The organism is Sphingomonas sp. PAMC 26617, assembly GCF_000242835.1.
Taxonomy (GTDB): Bacteria; Pseudomonadota; Alphaproteobacteria; order Sphingomonadales; family Sphingomonadaceae; genus Sphingomonas.
In genome coordinates this window covers 1,246,128-1,262,055 of sequence record NZ_JH594425.1, presented here as the reverse complement: position 1 = coordinate 1,262,055, position 15,928 = coordinate 1,246,128, and the positions used below count along the sequence as shown (strand labels likewise).

General features: G+C 69.3%; 13 protein-coding genes. 6 read left to right on the top strand and 7 right to left on the bottom strand.

Annotated features, from left to right (window positions below; translation table 11 throughout):
* Positions 1-34 precede the first annotated feature (34 nt).
* Both polA and RH91_RS05505 read left to right on the top strand, forming a co-directional pair.
* On the top strand, positions 35-2,791 hold the full coding sequence (gene polA / locus RH91_RS05510; RefSeq protein ID WP_010161593.1) for a DNA polymerase I: 2,757 nt from the start codon (positions 35-37) through the stop codon (positions 2,789-2,791).
* Entirely contained in the window at positions 2,788-4,305 is a 1,518-nt protein-coding gene (locus RH91_RS05505) for an oligosaccharide flippase family protein (protein ID WP_010161592.1), read from the top strand. Before polA ends, RH91_RS05505 begins: the two co-directional genes overlap by 4 nt.
* Before the next feature lie 92 nt (positions 4,306-4,397).
* Here RH91_RS05505 and purH read toward each other — a convergent pair whose 3' ends face one another.
* From purH to RH91_RS05485, 4 genes are all read right to left on the bottom strand, one after another.
* Positions 4,398-5,963: a bifunctional phosphoribosylaminoimidazolecarboxamide formyltransferase/IMP cyclohydrolase gene (gene purH / locus RH91_RS05500; RefSeq protein ID WP_010161591.1), complete on the bottom strand. Its 1,566-nt coding sequence runs from the start codon at positions 5,961-5,963 to the stop codon at positions 4,398-4,400.
* A 66-nt stretch (positions 5,964-6,029) separates the two neighbouring features.
* Positions 6,030-7,781: a heparinase II/III family protein gene (locus RH91_RS05495; RefSeq protein WP_010161590.1), complete on the bottom strand. Its 1,752-nt coding sequence runs from the start codon at positions 7,779-7,781 to the stop codon at positions 6,030-6,032.
* A complete protein-coding gene (gene rpe, locus RH91_RS05490) occupies positions 7,782-8,444 on the bottom strand; it encodes a ribulose-phosphate 3-epimerase (protein WP_010161589.1) in 663 nt (220 codons plus the stop codon). It abuts the gene before it with no gap.
* 65 nt (positions 8,445-8,509) lie between these two features.
* Positions 8,510-9,784 (bottom strand): RsmB/NOP family class I SAM-dependent RNA methyltransferase, encoded by a 1,275-nt coding sequence (locus RH91_RS05485; protein ID WP_029623632.1) that lies wholly within the window; start codon positions 9,782-9,784, stop codon positions 8,510-8,512.
* A gap of 102 nt (positions 9,785-9,886) precedes the next feature.
* On the opposite strand from RH91_RS05485, the gene RH91_RS21440 reads away from it, so the two are divergent.
* Positions 9,887-10,054: a DUF1674 domain-containing protein gene (locus RH91_RS21440; RefSeq protein ID WP_010161587.1), complete on the top strand. Its 168-nt coding sequence runs from the start codon at positions 9,887-9,889 to the stop codon at positions 10,052-10,054.
* Positions 10,055-10,227: 173 nt separating this feature from the next.
* On the opposite strand, the gene RH91_RS05480 is transcribed toward RH91_RS21440, so the two are convergent.
* The gene (locus RH91_RS05480) at positions 10,228-11,205 is read right to left on the bottom strand and encodes an NAD(P)H-dependent glycerol-3-phosphate dehydrogenase (protein ID WP_010161585.1); all 978 of its coding nucleotides are present in this window, start codon (positions 11,203-11,205) and stop codon (positions 10,228-10,230) included.
* Positions 11,202-12,233, bottom strand: a complete 1,032-nt coding sequence (gene tsaD, locus RH91_RS05475) for a tRNA (adenosine(37)-N6)-threonylcarbamoyltransferase complex transferase subunit TsaD (RefSeq protein ID WP_010161584.1) — start codon at positions 12,231-12,233, stop codon at positions 11,202-11,204. The genes RH91_RS05480 and tsaD overlap by 4 nt, the downstream gene beginning before the upstream one ends.
* A gap of 77 nt (positions 12,234-12,310) precedes the next feature.
* Between tsaD and hemC the strand changes: the two genes are divergently transcribed.
* From hemC to RH91_RS05460, 3 genes are read left to right on the top strand one after another with little or no spacing between them, the layout of a single operon-like run.
* On the top strand, positions 12,311-13,228 hold the full coding sequence (hemC, locus tag RH91_RS05470) for a hydroxymethylbilane synthase (RefSeq protein WP_010161583.1): 918 nt from the start codon (positions 12,311-12,313) through the stop codon (positions 13,226-13,228).
* On the top strand, positions 13,225-13,905 hold the full coding sequence (locus RH91_RS05465) for a uroporphyrinogen-III synthase (RefSeq protein WP_010161582.1): 681 nt from the start codon (positions 13,225-13,227) through the stop codon (positions 13,903-13,905). Before hemC ends, RH91_RS05465 begins: the two co-directional genes overlap by 4 nt.
* A 33-nt stretch (positions 13,906-13,938) precedes the next feature.
* Positions 13,939-14,964: a hypothetical protein gene (locus RH91_RS05460; protein WP_232283411.1), complete on the top strand. Its 1,026-nt coding sequence runs from the start codon at positions 13,939-13,941 to the stop codon at positions 14,962-14,964.
* A 156-nt stretch (positions 14,965-15,120) separates the two neighbouring features.
* Here RH91_RS05460 and RH91_RS05455 read toward each other — a convergent pair whose 3' ends face one another.
* On the bottom strand, positions 15,121-15,927 hold the full coding sequence (locus tag RH91_RS05455) for a DUF72 domain-containing protein (protein ID WP_010161580.1): 807 nt from the start codon (positions 15,925-15,927) through the stop codon (positions 15,121-15,123).
* Position 15,928 lies beyond the last annotated feature (1 nt).

Here is a 15,928-nt window from a genome sequence, read left to right as displayed (position 1 = left end):
TCTGCTAAGGCGCGGGCGCTGCTATCGCCGCACGATGCCGCATCTCTATCTTGTCGATGGCTCGGGATATATCTTCCGCGCCTATCACCGCCTCCCCCCGCTCACCAACAAGCATGGCGAGCCGGTCGGCGCGGTCTATGGCTATACCACGATGCTGTGGAAGCTCGCGGACGAGGTGCACGCCGCCGACGGCCCGACGCATATGGCCGTCATCCTCGACAAGTCGTCCAAGACCTTCCGCAACGACCTGTACGATCAATACAAGGCGCACCGCCCGCCGCCGCCCGAGGATCTCGTACCCCAGTTCCCGATGATCCGCGATGCGACGCGCGCCTTCTCGCTGCCGTGCATCGAGACCGAGGGATTGGAAGCCGACGACATCATCGCCTGCTATTCGCGCGCAGCCTTGGCGCAGGGGTGGGCGGTCACGATCGTGTCGTCGGACAAGGATCTGATGCAGCTGATCGAGCCCGGGCTCGACATGTACGACACGATGAACAACCGTCGCCTCGGCGCGGAGCATGTCGCGGAGAAATTCCACGGCATCACGCCCGCGCAACTCGGCGACGTGCTCGCGCTGATGGGCGACAGCGTCGACAACGTGCCGGGCGTTCCCGGCGTCGGCCCCAAGACCGCCGCGAAATTGATCCTCGAACATGGCGACCTCGAATCGGTGCTCGCCGCCGCCGAGGGGATGAAGAAGGGCAAGCTGCGCGACAATCTGATCGAACATGCCGACATGGCGCGGCTGTCGAAGGAGCTGGTGACGCTCAAATGCGACGTCGCTTTGCCCGAGCCGCTCGAGGATCTCGAACTCAAGGGCATCCCAGATGCGCCGCTGCGCGTGTTCCTCGAACATCACGGGTTCCGCTCGCTGCTCGCCAAGCTGTCCGCGGTCGCGGATGCCCCCGTCCCCGCGCCCAAGGCGGTGCCGACCGAGCAGGACCCGCCGTGCGACCACGACACGTACGAGACCGTGGTCGACGAGGCCGCGCTCGACCGCTGGATCACGCTCGCGCGGCATCAGGGCTGGATCGCGATCGACACCGAGACGACCGGGATCGACGCGACTCGCGCCGACCTCGTCGGGATCAGCATGGCGCTCCATCCCAACCTCGCCTGCTACGTCCCGCTCGCGCATGGCGGGAGCGGGCTGTTCGCGGAAAAACCCGAGCAGCTGACGGTCGAGGTCGCGCTGGCGAAGTTGAAGCCGCTGTTCGAGGATCCGTCGGTGCTCAAGATCGGGCATAACCTGAAGTACGACATGATCGTGCTCGGGCGCTTGGGCGTCGGCGTTGCGCCGTTCGACGACACGATCCTGATGAGCTTCGATCTCGACGCAGGGCTCCACGGCCACAGCATGGACGAGCTCGCCGCGACGCACCTGTCGCACAGCTGCATCGCGTTCAAGGACGTGGTCGGCGTCGGCAAGTCGCAGCGGACCTTCAACGAAGTCGATCTGGTCGCCGCGACGCGCTACGCCGCCGAGGATGCCGACGTGACGCTGCGGCTGTGGCGGCGGTTCAAGCCGCGCCTCGCCGCCGAGGGTGCGACGCGCGTGTACGAGATGGTCGATCGCCCGCTCGCGCCGGTCATCGCGCAGATGGAGCGCCACGGGATCAAGGTCGATCGCGAACGGCTCGCGCAGCTATCGGGCGAATTCTCGACGCAGATCGGCGCGCTCGAAGTCGATATCCATGCGCTTGCGGGCGGTGCGTTCACGATCGGGAGCCCCAAGCAACTGGGCGACGTGCTGTTCGAGCGGATGGGGATCAAGGGCGGGCGCAAGGGCAAGTCCGGGGTCTATTCGACCGACGTGACCGAGCTCGAGCGGATCGCCGCCGACAAGGACTCACCCGGCAAGGACATGGCGACCAAGGTGCTCGAATGGCGCCAGCTGTCCAAGCTCAAGTCAACCTATACCGACGCGCTCCAGGCGCAGATCAACCCCGCGACGGGGCGTGTCCACACATCCTACTCGCTGACCGGCGCGCAGACCGGGCGGCTGTCGTCGACCGACCCGAACCTCCAGAACATCCCGATCCGCACCGAAATCGGCCGCCAGATCCGCGACGCGTTCGTGGCGGAACCCGGCAACGTCCTGCTCGCCGCCGATTACTCGCAGATCGAACTGCGGCTCGCGGCGCATATGGCGGACGTGCCGCAACTGCGTGAGGCGTTCGCCAGCGGGGCTGACATCCACAGCCTGACCGCGCAGGAGCTGTTCGGCGAGGTCAACCGCGACACGCGCGGGCGCGCCAAGACGATCAACTTCGCAATCCTCTACGGGATCAGCCGCTGGGGCCTGGCGGGTCGGCTCGACGTCACCGCGGACGAGGCGCAGGCGATGATCGACCGCTATTTCGATCGCTTCCCCGGCATCCGCAACTATATCGCGCAAACCACTGAGACGGTCCGTGCGAATGGCTACACCACCACCCTGTTCGGGCGGAAGACGCACTTCCCGCGCATTTCCTCCAAGATCCAGCACGAACGCCAGGGAGCAGAGCGCGCCGCGATCAACGCGCCGATCCAGGGCACCTCCGCCGACATCATCAAGCGCGCGATGGTGCGAATGGGCCCGGCGCTGCTCGAGGCGGGGCTGCCCAATGTGCGGATGCTGCTGCAGGTGCATGACGAACTCGTGTTCGAACTCCCCGAAGGCGACGTCGCCGCGGCGAAACCCGTGATCGAACGCGTGATGGCGACCGCCGCCGAACCCGCAGTCCAGCTCAGCGTGCCGCTCGGCATCGAGATCGGCACCGGCCTGAGCTGGGGGGCCGCGCATTGACGACAGTAACGGGGGGCGTACCGACCGACCGTGGGGGCACGGACGACGAGATCAACGCACTGGCCAAAGGCGGCCGGACCAACATCCTCGGCTTCCTGATGCGCCTTGTCGCGCGGATCCCGTTCCTGTTCATCGCCGGGCGGTTGTACGGGCCTGACACGCTCGGCACCTTCGCGCGCGCGGTGTTGTTCGTCGAGGTGGCAGCCCTGCTCGCGACCTTCGGGCTCAAGCGGGGCCTCGCGCTTGCGATCAGCGATTCGGATCGCCCGCATGTCGACATCGTGTGGGATTGCCTCGTCGTCGCGGCGCTCGCGTCCTTCCTCGCGAGCGGGTTCCTGCTGCTCGTCCCCGACCTGATGTATCACGGCAGCGCGCCGACCGGGCTCGAACGGCTGTTGCCGTGCATCATCGTCTTCACCGCCTGGTCGGACATCACGCTCGCCGCGCTCGCCTATCGCCGCAACGTCAAGGCCACCGTCACCGCGCGCGCGGTGATCGAGCCGTGGACGATCTCGATCGCGGCGGGCGTGCTGTATCCGGTCGCACCGCATGACGGGCTGGTGATCGCCTACATGCTGTCGATGATCGCGGCGCTGGTCGCATCGCTGGTGCCGTTCTGGCGAAGCTATGGCGCGCCGGTCGGGTGGCGGCTCCATCCGGGGCGGACGATCGCACTGATCCGCCGCAATGCGCCTTTGGCTGGCGCGGACGCGCTCGAATGGGGCACGCGCAACGTCGACCGTTCGATCCTGTTCGTGATGTTCGAGCCGCGGATCGTCGGCATCTACTGGATGGCGCAACAGGTCGCGTCGATCCCGGGCAAGCTCAAGACGAGCTTCGACCCGATCCTCGGCCCGGTCATCACGACCAGCCTCGCCCGCAGCGACATGGGGGCGATCGCGGCGCAGGTGCGGCAGGTCGGCTTCTGGATTCTCGCCGCGCAGACGGGGCTTGCGCTGATGGGGTCGATCCCGGGTGAGGCGGTGATGGGGACGGTCGGCCCGCAATTCGTCTCGGGCACCGCGGCGCTCGCGTTCCTGCTGTTCGCCGAGGCGGCCGCATCGACCGGCGCGGTGTGCGAATCCGCGCTCGTCTATATCGCGCGGTTGCAGAACATGGCGATCTCGATCGGCATGCTGCTGTTCCAGGTGGCGCTCAGCTTCGGTCTGATCTTCGCGATGCAGTCGGTCGGCTGGCCGGTCGCGTTCCAGGCGGCGGGGCCGGCGGTGGCGTTGTTCGTATCGGTGACGATCACCTCGATCATCAAGTCGACCTATCTGTCGCGGTTGCTCAAGGCCCCCGTGGCGGGATGGCGTTGGGCGATGGCGTGGGCGGTGCTCGCGACCTGCGTCGTTGGGGGCGCGTTCACTGCCTTGCCCAAGCGGTTCGAATGGGCCGAACTCGCGATCGGCGAACCGCTGATGGCGGCGGCCTACCTGTACGTGCTGTACCGCTGGGCGTTCCGCGACGAGGACCGCGCGTTGATCCGGCGGAAACCGGCGGTGGCGGGATAGGCCACGGATGGAGTGGGCGCGCATCGCCGCCCAAGCCCGTCATCCCCGCCTGCGCGGAGATGACGGGTTAACGGGGGAGGAACCCCGCCCGATCAATGCCGGAAGTGGCGCACCCCGGTGAACACCATCGCGAGGCCAGCCGCATCCGCCGCCGCGATCACCTCGTCGTCGCGGATCGATCCGCCCGGCTGGATCACCGCGGTGGCGCCCGCCTCGACCGCCGCCAGCAAGCCGTCGGCGAACGGGAAGAACGCATCCGACGCGACCGCCGCGCCGATCGTGCGCGGCTCGCCCCAGCCAGCCTTGTCGGCGGCGTCCTTCGCCTTCCACGCCGCGATCCGCGCGGACTCGAGCCGGTTCATCTGGCCTGCGCCGATCCCGGCGGTGCTGCCGCCCTTGGCATAGACGATAGCGTTCGACTTGACGTGCTTGGCCACCGTCCACGCGAAGCGGCAGTCCGCGAGCTCCTGCTCGGTCGGCGCGCGCTTGGTGACGACCGTCATCTCGGGGTTGGACTCACCATCGCGGCTCTGCACCAGCCAGCCGCCGGTGATCGCCTTCGCCAGCAACCCGGCGCGCGCCGGATCGGGCAGCTCGCCGGTCAGCAGCAAGCGCAGGTTCTTCTTGGCAGCGAAGATCGCGAGCGCCTCTTCATCCGCATCGGGTGCAACCACCACTTCGGTGAAGATCCCCGCGATCGCGCGCGCGGTCGCGCCGTCGAGCGTGCGGTTGAGCGCGATGACCCCGCCGAACGCCGACACCGTATCGCAGGCGAAGGCGGCAGCATAAGCCGCTTCGAGCGTTTCGCCGGTCGCAACGCCGCACGGGTTGGCGTGCTTGACGATGACGCAGGTCGGCGCGGCATCCCGATATTCGCTGATCAGGTCGAGCGCAGCGTCCGCATCGTTGAGGTTGTTGTAGCTGAGGTCCTTGCCCTGCACCTGGCGTGCCTGGCCGATCCCGCGGGGTGCGGTGCCGCCCGCGGTGTAGAACGCCGCCGACTGGTGCGGGTTCTCGCCGTAGCGCAGCGACTGGCCGCGCTGGAGCGTGATCGCGAGCGTCTCCGGGAAGGCTTCGCCCTGGTCGACCTGGCCGAACCACGTCGCGATCATCCCGTCATAGGCAGCGGTCGCGGCATAGGCCTTGGCGGCGAACTTGCGACGATCCGCCAGTGTCGTGCTCCCGCCCGCAACCAGCGCATAATCCGCCGGATCGGTGACGATCGCGACGAACGCGTGGTTCTTGGCCGCCGAGCGCACCATCGACGGGCCGCCGATGTCGATATTCTCGATGATCTCGTCGCGCTCCGCACCCTTGGCGACGGTCGCCTCGAACGGATAGAGGTTGACCACGACCAGATCGATCGCGCCGATTCCGTGCTCCTCCATCGAGGCGACATGCGCCGCATCGTCGCGCACCGCGAGCAGCCCGCCGTGGACCACCGGGTGGAGCGTCTTGACGCGGCCGTCCATCATCTCGGGGAAACCGGTCAGGTCCGAAATGTCGCGCACCTCCAGCCCGGCATCGCGAAGCGCCTTGGCGGTGCCCCCGGTCGAGACGAGCTCGACGCCATGCTCCGCCAGCCCCTTCGCGAGATCGACGATACCCGTCTTGTCGGACACCGACAGCAACGCGCGGCGGATCGGGATGGTGGTCATGGGGAGGCTCCAGCGGGAAAGAGGGGCGAAATGTCGCGCACCCCCTGCCCGCTCGGGCCGTGAAATTCAATGCGCGCGCTTGAGCACCCAGCCGACATTCGCGCCGCCCGCCGGTGCCTCGCCCGTCACGACGAGCTGCATCGTCGCATGCGGACGGCCCTCGGCGTCGATCCACAGGCTGTCCTCGAACGCGAGCGCCCCGCCCCGGCAGCGGAATTGCCACAGCCCCCCGCCGGGCAACCGCAACAGCGCGGCCATGCCATCCGCGGTCGGCGAGAGCTGTATACCAAGCCCGAGGTGGAAGCGGATCGCGAAGGTCGACGGCTGGACCTTGCGCCGCTTGGGCGCGGGGAGCAGCACGTCCTCTCCGCGCAGTTCCTTGCCATCGTTGGTCATCACCAGTTGCCGGCGGTGGATCAGCCCGAAGCGGCGGGCATAGCCGTCGTGGCTCGCCTCGATCCGGCTCGACGCCTCGCTTTCCTGCCGCACCAGCTCGACCTCGGCGACCCCACGCCCGAGCGTGCCGTCGGCATGGATCGCGGTCGAATTGCTGTCCCCGACGACCAGCGTCGAATGCGCGGCGGTGGTCCGCAGGCCTTCCGCCAGATCCGCGGGAAGCTGCGCGATTCCGGCGCGTGCGCCACCACAATTGACGATGATCCGGTTGCGCCCGTCGGACAGCTCGAACGCGAGCGTCGACGCGCAGCCGCCTTCGACCAGCCGCGCGACCGGCGGCGGCGCGCCGTCGAGGATCAGCACCGCCGACCCCGCCGCCAGCCGCTGATACCCCCAGTCGCGCGCCTGGCGCAGCGGCCGCGTTCGCACCCCGCTCGCCTCGATCACCTGCGCGAGCGGGGCGACGCCATAAGGCGCGCAGCCCTGCCAGCTGCTGAGGTCGCGATCGGTATGGCAGATACCGAGCAACGCGGGCATCAGCTTGCCGAGCGTCTCGGCGAGGAACGCGGGTGGTTCCAACCGGCGCGCGTCGTAGACGTCGCGCAGGCAGGTCAGCAGCATGATGAGGTCGACCTGCGCGCCCGGCGAGCGCGCGACGTTGCCGCCATCCTCGTAGATCGACGCCTCGAGCCCGCGCAGCAGCGCAGCCTCGACCGCGGACTGGCGTGGATCGCCGCCGGGAATCAGCAAGGTCGCCGCGACCACCCCGCACAGCGCAGCGACGCGCGGCGCGCCCTGCGGTGCCTTTTCCGCATTCCGGTCGATATGCCGCGCACCGCGCGCGAGCGTGTTGAGGACACGGCTGCGATAGACCAGGTCCGCCGACGACAGGATCAGCGGCGCATGCGCGGTCCACGCGAGGATGCGCCGGCCCCACAGATCCGCGCGCCATGCGGGTTCGCTGACGGTGTCGGCATGCCGCGCGAGCCACAACCGCATCAGATGTTCTGCAATCGGCGTCGCCTGCGCGCGCGTCGCGACGGTCGACAGGTCGCGCAACCACGCGAAGCTGTGGAAATAGTCCGCAAACCCCTTCGAGAAGACGGGTTTGGCGAGATCGAGCGTTTCGATGTCGTGCGCTTCGCCGCGAAACGTCAGCATCCCCTCGAGCAGCGCATGCCCCCGCTTGACGTCGCCGAGGAACGGATCATCGGGCACCGCGATCAGCTTGAGCGGATGCCGCCCCTTGAGCCGCAGCCCGTGGATCGGGGTGCGCCACGTCAAACGGTGGAAATGCTCCGACAGCCGTTCGGCGAGCGACAGGCCCTTGTCCCCACCAAGGCGGATCAGCCGCTTGCCCTCGTCGATCCCGTCCTTCGGCCCTGACGGCACGTCGAGCTCCGGGGTCGAGCGATCGCGCATTTAGCGGCGGAGGCCGGCGATGTTGGCGGCATAGGCATCGGGCCCGCCGCGGAAGGTCGCGGTGCCGGCGACCAGCGCATCCGCGCCCGCCGCAATCGCGCGCGGCGCGGTGCCATGGTCGATCCCGCCATCGACCTCGAGATCGATATCATAGCCGCCGTGGTCGATCATCTTGCGAATGCTCTCGATCTTGCGAAGCGAGCTTTCGATGAACGCCTGCCCGCCGAAGCCGGGATTGACGCTCATCACCAGCACCAGGTCGACCGTATCGAGGAGATAATCGAGCGCCTTCGCCGGGGTCTGCGGCGTGAGCACGACGCCCGCGCGCTTGCCGAGGCTTCGGATGTGCTGAAGACTGCGATGCGTGTGCGGCCCCGCCTCGACATGGATGCTGATCGTGTCGGCGCCCGCTTCCGCGAACGCATCGAGATACGCGTCGACCGGCGCGATCATCAGGTGGACGTCGAGCGGCTTGGCGGTGTGCGGGCGGATCGCCTTCACCACGCCCGGCCCGATCGAGATGTTGGGGACGAAATGGCCGTCCATCACGTCGACATGAATCCAGTCCGCGCCGGCGGCGTCGATCGCGCGGACCTCCTCGCCAAGCTTGGCGAAATCGGCCGAGAGGATGGAAGGGGCGATGCGGACGGGGCGCTGGGACATGATGCGCCAAGCCTGTAGCACGCCGGGGATACGGGACAAGCGCTCAACGCTCCCCGGCGAGATGCTCAGCCCTGCCGCTGCCAGCGCGCGATGAAGAAGCCGTCGTTGCCGCCGGGCTTGACCATTCCGGGCAAGGTCCGCACGCACCCCTTGGCGTCGGGCACGATCCCCGCCGGGAGTTCGTCCACTTCGACCGGCACCAGCGCGAAATCGGGCCGCGCCGCGGCGAAGCGTTCGCGCTGCTTCTCGCCCTCGGCGGGTTCGAGCGAGCAGGTCGCGAAGACGAGCGTCCCGCCCGGCTTGACCCATTCCGCCGCGCGCGTCAGCAAACTGGTCTGCAACGCCGCGAGATCGGTTATTTGCGACGGCCGTACGCGGTGGAGCACGTCGGGGTGCCGGCGGAAGATCCCGGTCGCACTGCACGGCGCATCCAGCAGCACCGCATCGACCGGCGCGGGTGGTGCCCATTCGAGCACGTCCGCCTCGACGATTTCCGCCGTCAGGCCAGTCCGCGCGAGATTGTCGCGAAGTCGCGCCAGACGACTTTCGGACGCATCGACCGACGTCACCTGCCAGCCCGCGCTCGCGAGCTGCATCGTCTTGCCGCCCGGCGCGGCGCACAGGTCGAGCGCGGTGCCGGTCCCCTTGCCAAGCAGGCGCGCGGGCAGCGACGCGGCGATATCCTGCACCCACCAACGACCTTCCTCGAAGCCGGGAAGCTCGGGGACATGCGCCGAATCGATCCGCACATGCCCGGGCAGCAGCGAGACGCCGCCCAGTTCCTCGACGAACCGCGCGGTTTCGTCCCAGCCGGCGAGCGTCAGGTCGAGCGGCGGAGGGGCTGCCATCGCTTCCTCGGCAGCGTGGATGCCGTCGTCGCCCCACGCAGCATGCCAGCGCAGCGCGACCGCATCGGGCAGCGTCGGCAATTCGGGGAGCTGGTCGCCGCCCCGCGAGAGCGTCCCGAACACGCCGTGGACGAGCTTGCGCGGGCCGCCGTCGACCAGCGGCAGCACGGTCGCGATCGCGGCATGCGACGGCGTGCCGAGCGACAGCGCCTGCACCAGCGCGATGCGGAGCGCGAAGCGCGCCTTCGAATCATCGGGCAGCCGCGTCTTGGTCGCCGAGTCGATCAGCGCATCCAGATCGGGCAGCCGCCGCAGCACTTCCGCCGCGATCGCATGCGCGAGCGCGCGGTCATCGGCGCGGTCGATCCCCGCGGTGGCGCGACCGATCGCGGCTTCGAGCGGCAGACCCTGGCGCAGCACCGCGTCGAGCATCCGGAGCGCGGCGCGGCGTGCAGGCACGCCGGGGGCCTCGACGGGCTCTGGACGGGGCATGTAACGGCGGGGGGGTGGCAAGGTCACGGGCTTGAACTCTACGCAAAGGACCGCCAATTGACGGGGGACGCCTTATCTCATGCGTCTGCAAGGAAGTCCCTCATGGCCGCTCGTCCGCCGCATGTGAAGCCACCTGCCTATCTCAGCAAGAATACGCCGGTCCCCGCGCCCGACCCCAAGCCCGCTGACCGCGATGCGCGCGACCATCTCGGGCTCGATCCGACGCGTTATGGCGACTGGGAGCTGAAGGGCATCGCGATCGATTTCTGAGGGGCGGACGTCACGCCGGCGCGCGAGCCCTGTACGAAACGCCCCGTCACCCCGGGGTCCACCGTGGTTTACGCTATTACGCCGTTGCGACAGCTGCACGGTGGACCTCGGGACAAGCCCGGGGTGACGGAGCAAGGGTGCTCCCGGCGACGTTCGCCGGAGCATTGGCGTCCCTAGCGCGCCTCGCGCCGCAATGGCCGCGCGAGCAGCGCCTCGATTACCGCGCCCACTTCTGCGCCTTCCAGCAAGGCACAGACCGCCGCGACCACCGGCATCTCGACCCCGATCGCCGCCGCCGCTGCGCGCAGCACCGGCGCGGTCGCCGCGCCTTCCGCCACCGTCACGCGGTCCGCGAGCAAATCCTGCGCGCGCCGCCCCTGCCCGAGCCCGACGCCGAGCGAAAAATTGCGCGACGCGGTCGACGAACAGGTCAGCACCAGATCACCCAGCCCCGACAGGCCGCTCAACGTCTCCGCCTGCGCGCCGCGCGCCAGCCCGAACCGCACCATCTCGGCAAAGCCGCGCGCGATCAGCGCGGCGCGCGCATTCTGCCCGAGCCCCGCACCCTCGACCACGCCACACGCGATCGCGAGCACGTTCTTGACCGCGCCGCCGATCTCCGCACCCGTCACGTCGGTGGTCGCATACGGCCGCAGCGCCGGCCCCGCGAGCCGATCCGCCAGCGCCGCCCCGAGCGCCTCGTCCGCGCATGCCAGCGTGACCGCGGTCGGTTGCCCGGCAGCGACTTCATGCGCGAAGGTGGGCCCCGACAGCACCGCGATCGGCGCGGCGGGGTGGACCTGCTGCGCGACCTCGCCGACCAGCATTTGCGTTCCCGCCTCGATCCCCTTGGCGCACAGCACCAGCGGGGTCGCCCCGACTGCGGTCTCGGCGAGCACCGCGCGGACATGCTGCGCGGGGACGACGACGAGCAGCGCGTCGCAGACCGACAAGGCTCCGAGCGACCCGGTCGCGACAATCGTTTCGGGCAGCGTGATCCCGGGCAGGAAGCGCGCATTCTGGTGAGTTGCGTTCACCCCCGCGACGACATCCGCCTCGCGCGCCCACAGCAGGACCTCTTCGCCGCCGCGCGCCGCGACCTGCGCGAGCGCGGTGCCCCAGGCGCCGCCGCCGATGACCCCGATCTTCATGCCTTCACTCCCGCGCCACGCACCGCTTCCGCGCCCGGATCGAGCGGCCAGCGCGGCCGCGCGGCGACATCGAGCGGATCGGTCAGCCCTGCAGCGAAGCGTTCCGCCCCGGCCCAGCCGATCATCGCGGCGTTGTCGGTACACAGCCACAAGGGGGGTGCCACAAAGCGCAACCCGTTCGCCCCCGCCAGATCGGACAGCGCGGACCGCACCGCACCATTCGCGGCGACCCCGCCCGCGACCACCAGCGCGGTCGCATGATGCGCCTGCCCCAGCGCGCGCACCGTGCGGTCGAGCAGGCAATCGACCACCGCCTGCTGGAATGACGCGGCGATATCCTCGACCGACCAGATCCCCGCCGCCTGCGCGCGCACGACCGCGCTCTTGAGACCCGCGAACGAGAAGTGCGGCTCGGGCGACCCCTTCAGCGGCCGCGGCAGCGGGACGATCGGACGACCGGCGCGCGCGGCGACCTCGACCGCCGGGCCACCCGGAAAGCCGAGCCCCAAAACTTTGGCGGTCTTGTCGAACGCCTCGCCCGCGGCATCGTCGATCGTCGTCGCGAGCCGCCGATAGCGGTTCACTCCCTCGACCAGCAGCAACTGGCAATGCCCGCCGGACACCAGCAGCAGCAGATACGGAAAATCGAGATCCGGATCGGACAGGCGCGGGCTGAGCGCATGGCCTTCGAGATGATTGACCGCGATCAACGGCTTGCCCGCGGCATGCGCGAGCGCCTTGCCCGTTACCAGCCCGACCATCACGCCGCCGATCAGCCCCGGCCCCGCAGTCGCGGCGATCGCGTCGACCTCGGCGAGCGTGACGCCCGCATCCGCGAGCGCCGCCTCGATCAGCGGGGCGAGCACCTCGACATGCGCGCGCGCCGCGATTTCGGGAACGACGCCGCCATACGGGCGATGCGCCGCCTCCTGCCCCGCGAGCCGATGCGCCAGGACCTGACGATCCGACGTGACGAGCGCGGCGGCGGTTTCGTCGCAGCTGGATTCGAGACCGAGAATGAGTGCCATGCGCCATCCCTACCGCGCCGCCCGCCACTTGTCGAAGGCGAGCCGGTTCGTCATGACTGGCGACGAAGGGAGCATGCGTGACACAATCGCTCAAGCTGGGAACCCGCGGCTCACCGCTCGCGCTCGTCCAGGCCAATATGGTGCGCGAGGCGTTGTGCGCCGCGCACGGCTGGGACCGCGACAGGGTCGAGATCGTCCCGATCCGCACCACCGGCGACCGGCGACAGGACGTCGCGCTCGCCGAGATCGGCGGCAAGGCCCTGTGGACCAAGGAACTCGACCGCGCGCTTCTGGCGGGGGAAATCGATTTCGCGGTCCATTCGATGAAGGATGTCGAGACCGTCCGCCCCGAGGCGATCAGCATCGCGGCGATGCTGCCGCGCGCCGACGTGCGCGACCGGATCATCGGCGCGGACAGCGTCGTCGCGTTGCGCGAGGGTGCTATCATCGGCACGAGTTCGCCGCGCCGGGTCGCGCAGGTCAAGCGGTTGCGCCCCGATCTCGTCACGATCCTGCTGCGCGGCAACGTCGATACGCGGCTCGCCAAGGTGACCGCGGGCGAGGTCGATGCGACGCTGCTCGCCGCCGCCGGGCTCGAACGGCTCGGGCGAGTCGAGGTCGGGAGCTGTATCCCGACCGAGGTGATGCTCCCCGCCCCGGCGCAAGGCGCGGTCGGGATCGAGGCGCGCACCGCCGACGACCGCGTCCGCGCGCTGCTCTCCGCAATCGATCACCCGCCGACGCACCGCTGCGTGCTGATCGAGCGCGCGTTGCTCGCGGTGTTGCAGGCGGATTGCCACTCGCCGGTCGCCGCCCTCGCGACGCTCGACGGCGAGACGGTGACGCTGCGCGGCGAACTGTTCGCCGAGGATGGCAGCGCGCATGTCGTGGGCAGCCTGACCGGCGCGGTCGATGATCCGACGCTCGCCACACGACTGGCGCAGGACCTGCTCGACCGCGCGCCGCCGCCGGTCCGCGCGCTGTTTGCGGGATGACGCTGCGGCTGGTCGTGCTCCGGCCCGAACCCGGCAACGCCGCGACCTGCGCGCGCGCAGAAGCAGCCGGGTTCGAAGCGATGGCGCTTCCCCTGTTCGCGGTCGAGCCGCTCGACTGGACCGTACCCGACACCGCCCCGCACGACGCGCTGATCCTGACCAGCGCGAACAGCCTGCGCTTCGGCGGCGATGGGCTCGCGGCATTGCGAAGCCTGCCAGTGATCGCGGTCGGCGCGCATACCGCGGCGGCCGCGCGCGACTACGGGTTTGACGTCATGGCGACGGGGAGCGGCAATGCCGCCGACATCCTCGCGCTCGCGGCGCACCACGGCATCGCGCGCGCGCTGCACCTGACCGGGCATGATCGAACGCTCGAGGCGGGCGGCGTGATCGCGACGCTGATCCCGGTGTATCGCAGCGCCGCCGTGCCGGTCGAACCGTTCGCGCTGGCGGTGCTCGACCACGGCGTCGCGCTGCTCCACTCGGCGCGCGCGGCGAAACGGATCGCGGCGCTGGTCGACGCCGCCGAGACTCGTGCGACGATCGCGCTGGCCGCGTTCAGCCCGGCGATCGCGGCGGCGGCAGGCGTTGGCTGGCGTGCGATCGTCACCGCTGCCACCCCCGATGACGCGGCATTGTTCGCAGCCCTCGCACCGCTTGCGCCGACGAAGCGTTGACCGTTTGCGTCAGGACGATGATAAGGCAAGCCTATGGACGAAACCGCGCCAACCGTCCCCGAGACCGATTTCGCTGCACGCTCGCGTGTCGAGACCGCAACCGCTCCGACAGTGCCCCCCTTCACACCACCCCCGTACACGCCGTCGGTCCCAGCGGGCCGGCGCGGCATGGGATGGCGCATGGGGGTCGCGCTCGGGCTGATCGCATTCCTGATCGGGGTCGGCGCGACGGCTTTCTTTGTAACGCGCTTCGGCAAGGACGGTGACGGCAAGCAGGTCGCGACGATGACGCTGCCCGTCTCGAACGGCCAGCCCCCGGTCGTCATCCTGCCGGGCAAGCCGGGTGCGCCGGTCCCCGCGATTGATCTCGCCGCCTTGACCGGTCGCGAGGAGCAGCTCGCCGCAAAGCTTGCCGAACTGGAAGCGCGCGAGACGGGAATCGACCAGGATGCGCAGCAGTCTGCGGCTTATGCGACCCGCAGCGAGGGGCTGATGGTCGCGTTCGCCGCACGGCGCGCGCTCGATCGCGGACTCAACCTCGGGTTCCTCGAACAGCAATTGCGCAAGCGCTTCGGCACGTCCCAGGCGGCAGCGGTGGCGTCGATCACCCAGGCGGCGCGCAACCCGGTGACGCTCGAGGACCTGCGCGCCGGGCTCGACGGGGTCACTCCCGAATTGATGACCGGCGTTGGCAGCAGCGGCTGGCTCCAGAGCCTCGGGCGCGAAATCCGCAACCTGGTCGTGCTGCGTCGCGCGGGCACGCCCTCGCCGCTCCCGATCGACCGGATCGCGCGCGCCCGGCGGCTGCTCGAAGCGGGACAGGTCGAGGCGGCGCTCGCCGAGGTGTCCCGCATGCCAGGGGCGAGCCAAGCGACCCGCTGGACCGAAGCGGCGCGCCGCTACATCGGTGCGCGCCATGCGCTCGACACGATCGAAAGCGCCGCGATCAATGCCCCGGGCGTCGAGCCGAAGGCGAGCGTACCGACGACGATTGCGCCACCGGCATCAGCGCCCGCGCAACCGGAAGCCGCGGAAGCCGGTACGTCTCCCGCAGTTTAGGGAGTTTCTGCCCCCCGATAATCATTCCCCGGCGAAGGCCGGGGCCCAGGAGCGATGGCCGTAGTCGCGAAGCGCAGCGTCCAGCAAACGACTGTCCCGCTTCTGGGCCCCGGCCTTCGCCGGGGAAGAAAAGGGGAGGTAAAAGGAAGGCGTTTCCTACCGACCGTTACCCGAACAGCGCTCGATCAACGCCATCGCCCCATGCGGTGCACGCACCTTGGCGCCGTTGATGAAGAAGACGAACGTATCGCGTGGCTGCTTGGGTGCCGCGTCCGCGACATAGGGCAATCCCTCGGGCGATCCGCCCGCCGCCCAGTCCCGCGCCGCCGCGGCCCAACGATCGAGCGCTGCCGGGGCGTAACCCGCTGGCTCCTCCTCGACCGCCGCCTCGAGCCGCGCATAGACGAAGTCCCCGCTCACATCCGCAATCGCGGGATAGTCGGTCGAATCGGCATAGACGATCGCGACTCCCGCCGCGCGCGCCAGTGCGACGAATTCGGGCACGAGGAAACTGTCGTGCCGCACCTGCACCGCGTGGCGCAGCGCGACTCCATCCTGGCTGGCGGGCAGCAGCTTGAGGAACGCGCCGAAATCGTCGGGATCGAATTTCTTGGTCGCCATGAATTGCCACAGGATCGGCCCGAGCCGGTCGCCAAGCTCGGTGATCCCCTGCCCGGTGAACCTGGCGATCGATTCGCCCGCCTCAGCGAGTACCTTCCGATTGGTGCAATAGCGCGACGCCTTGAGCGTAAAGACGAACCCGTCGGGCACCGCCTTTGCCCAGGACGCGAAGGTCGCGGGCTTCTGCGACGAATAATAGGTGCCGTTGACCTCGATCGCGGTCAGCTTGGACGCGGCAAAGTCGAGTTCGCGCTTCTGCGCCCATTTCTCGGGGAAGAACGTCCCCCGCCAGGGCTCGTAGGTCCAGCCGCCAATGCCGATTCGGATATCGCCGTGTGTCATG

What these genes read in the sequence shown, in the direction of transcription:
- RH91_RS05480 (WP_010161585.1), bottom strand. Translation starts at nt 11,205, where the DNA reads ATGAAGATCGGGGTCATCGGCGGCGGCGCCTGGGGCACCGCGCTCGCG.
- RH91_RS05495 (WP_010161590.1), bottom strand. Translation starts at nt 7,781, where the DNA reads ATGCGCGATCGCTCGACCCCGGAGCTCGACGTGCCGTCAGGGCCGAAG.
- purH (WP_010161591.1), bottom strand. Translation starts at nt 5,963, where the DNA reads ATGACCACCATCCCGATCCGCCGCGCGTTGCTGTCGGTGTCCGACAAG.
- tsaD (WP_010161584.1), bottom strand. Translation starts at nt 12,233, where the DNA reads ATGGCACTCATTCTCGGTCTCGAATCCAGCTGCGACGAAACCGCCGCC.
- RH91_RS05465 (WP_010161582.1), top strand. Translation starts at nt 13,225, where the DNA reads ATGACGCTGCGGCTGGTCGTGCTCCGGCCCGAACCCGGCAACGCCGCG.
- RH91_RS21440 (WP_010161587.1), top strand. Translation starts at nt 9,887, where the DNA reads ATGGCCGCTCGTCCGCCGCATGTGAAGCCACCTGCCTATCTCAGCAAG.
- RH91_RS05485 (WP_029623632.1), bottom strand. Translation starts at nt 9,784, where the DNA reads ATGCCCCGTCCAGAGCCCGTCGAGGCCCCCGGCGTGCCTGCACGCCGC.
- polA (WP_010161593.1), top strand. Translation starts at nt 35, where the DNA reads ATGCCGCATCTCTATCTTGTCGATGGCTCGGGATATATCTTCCGCGCC.
- rpe (WP_010161589.1), bottom strand. Translation starts at nt 8,444, where the DNA reads ATGTCCCAGCGCCCCGTCCGCATCGCCCCTTCCATCCTCTCGGCCGAT.
- RH91_RS05455 (WP_010161580.1), bottom strand. Translation starts at nt 15,927, where the DNA reads ATGACACACGGCGATATCCGAATCGGCATTGGCGGCTGGACCTACGAG.
- RH91_RS05460 (WP_232283411.1), top strand. Translation starts at nt 13,939, where the DNA reads ATGGACGAAACCGCGCCAACCGTCCCCGAGACCGATTTCGCTGCACGC.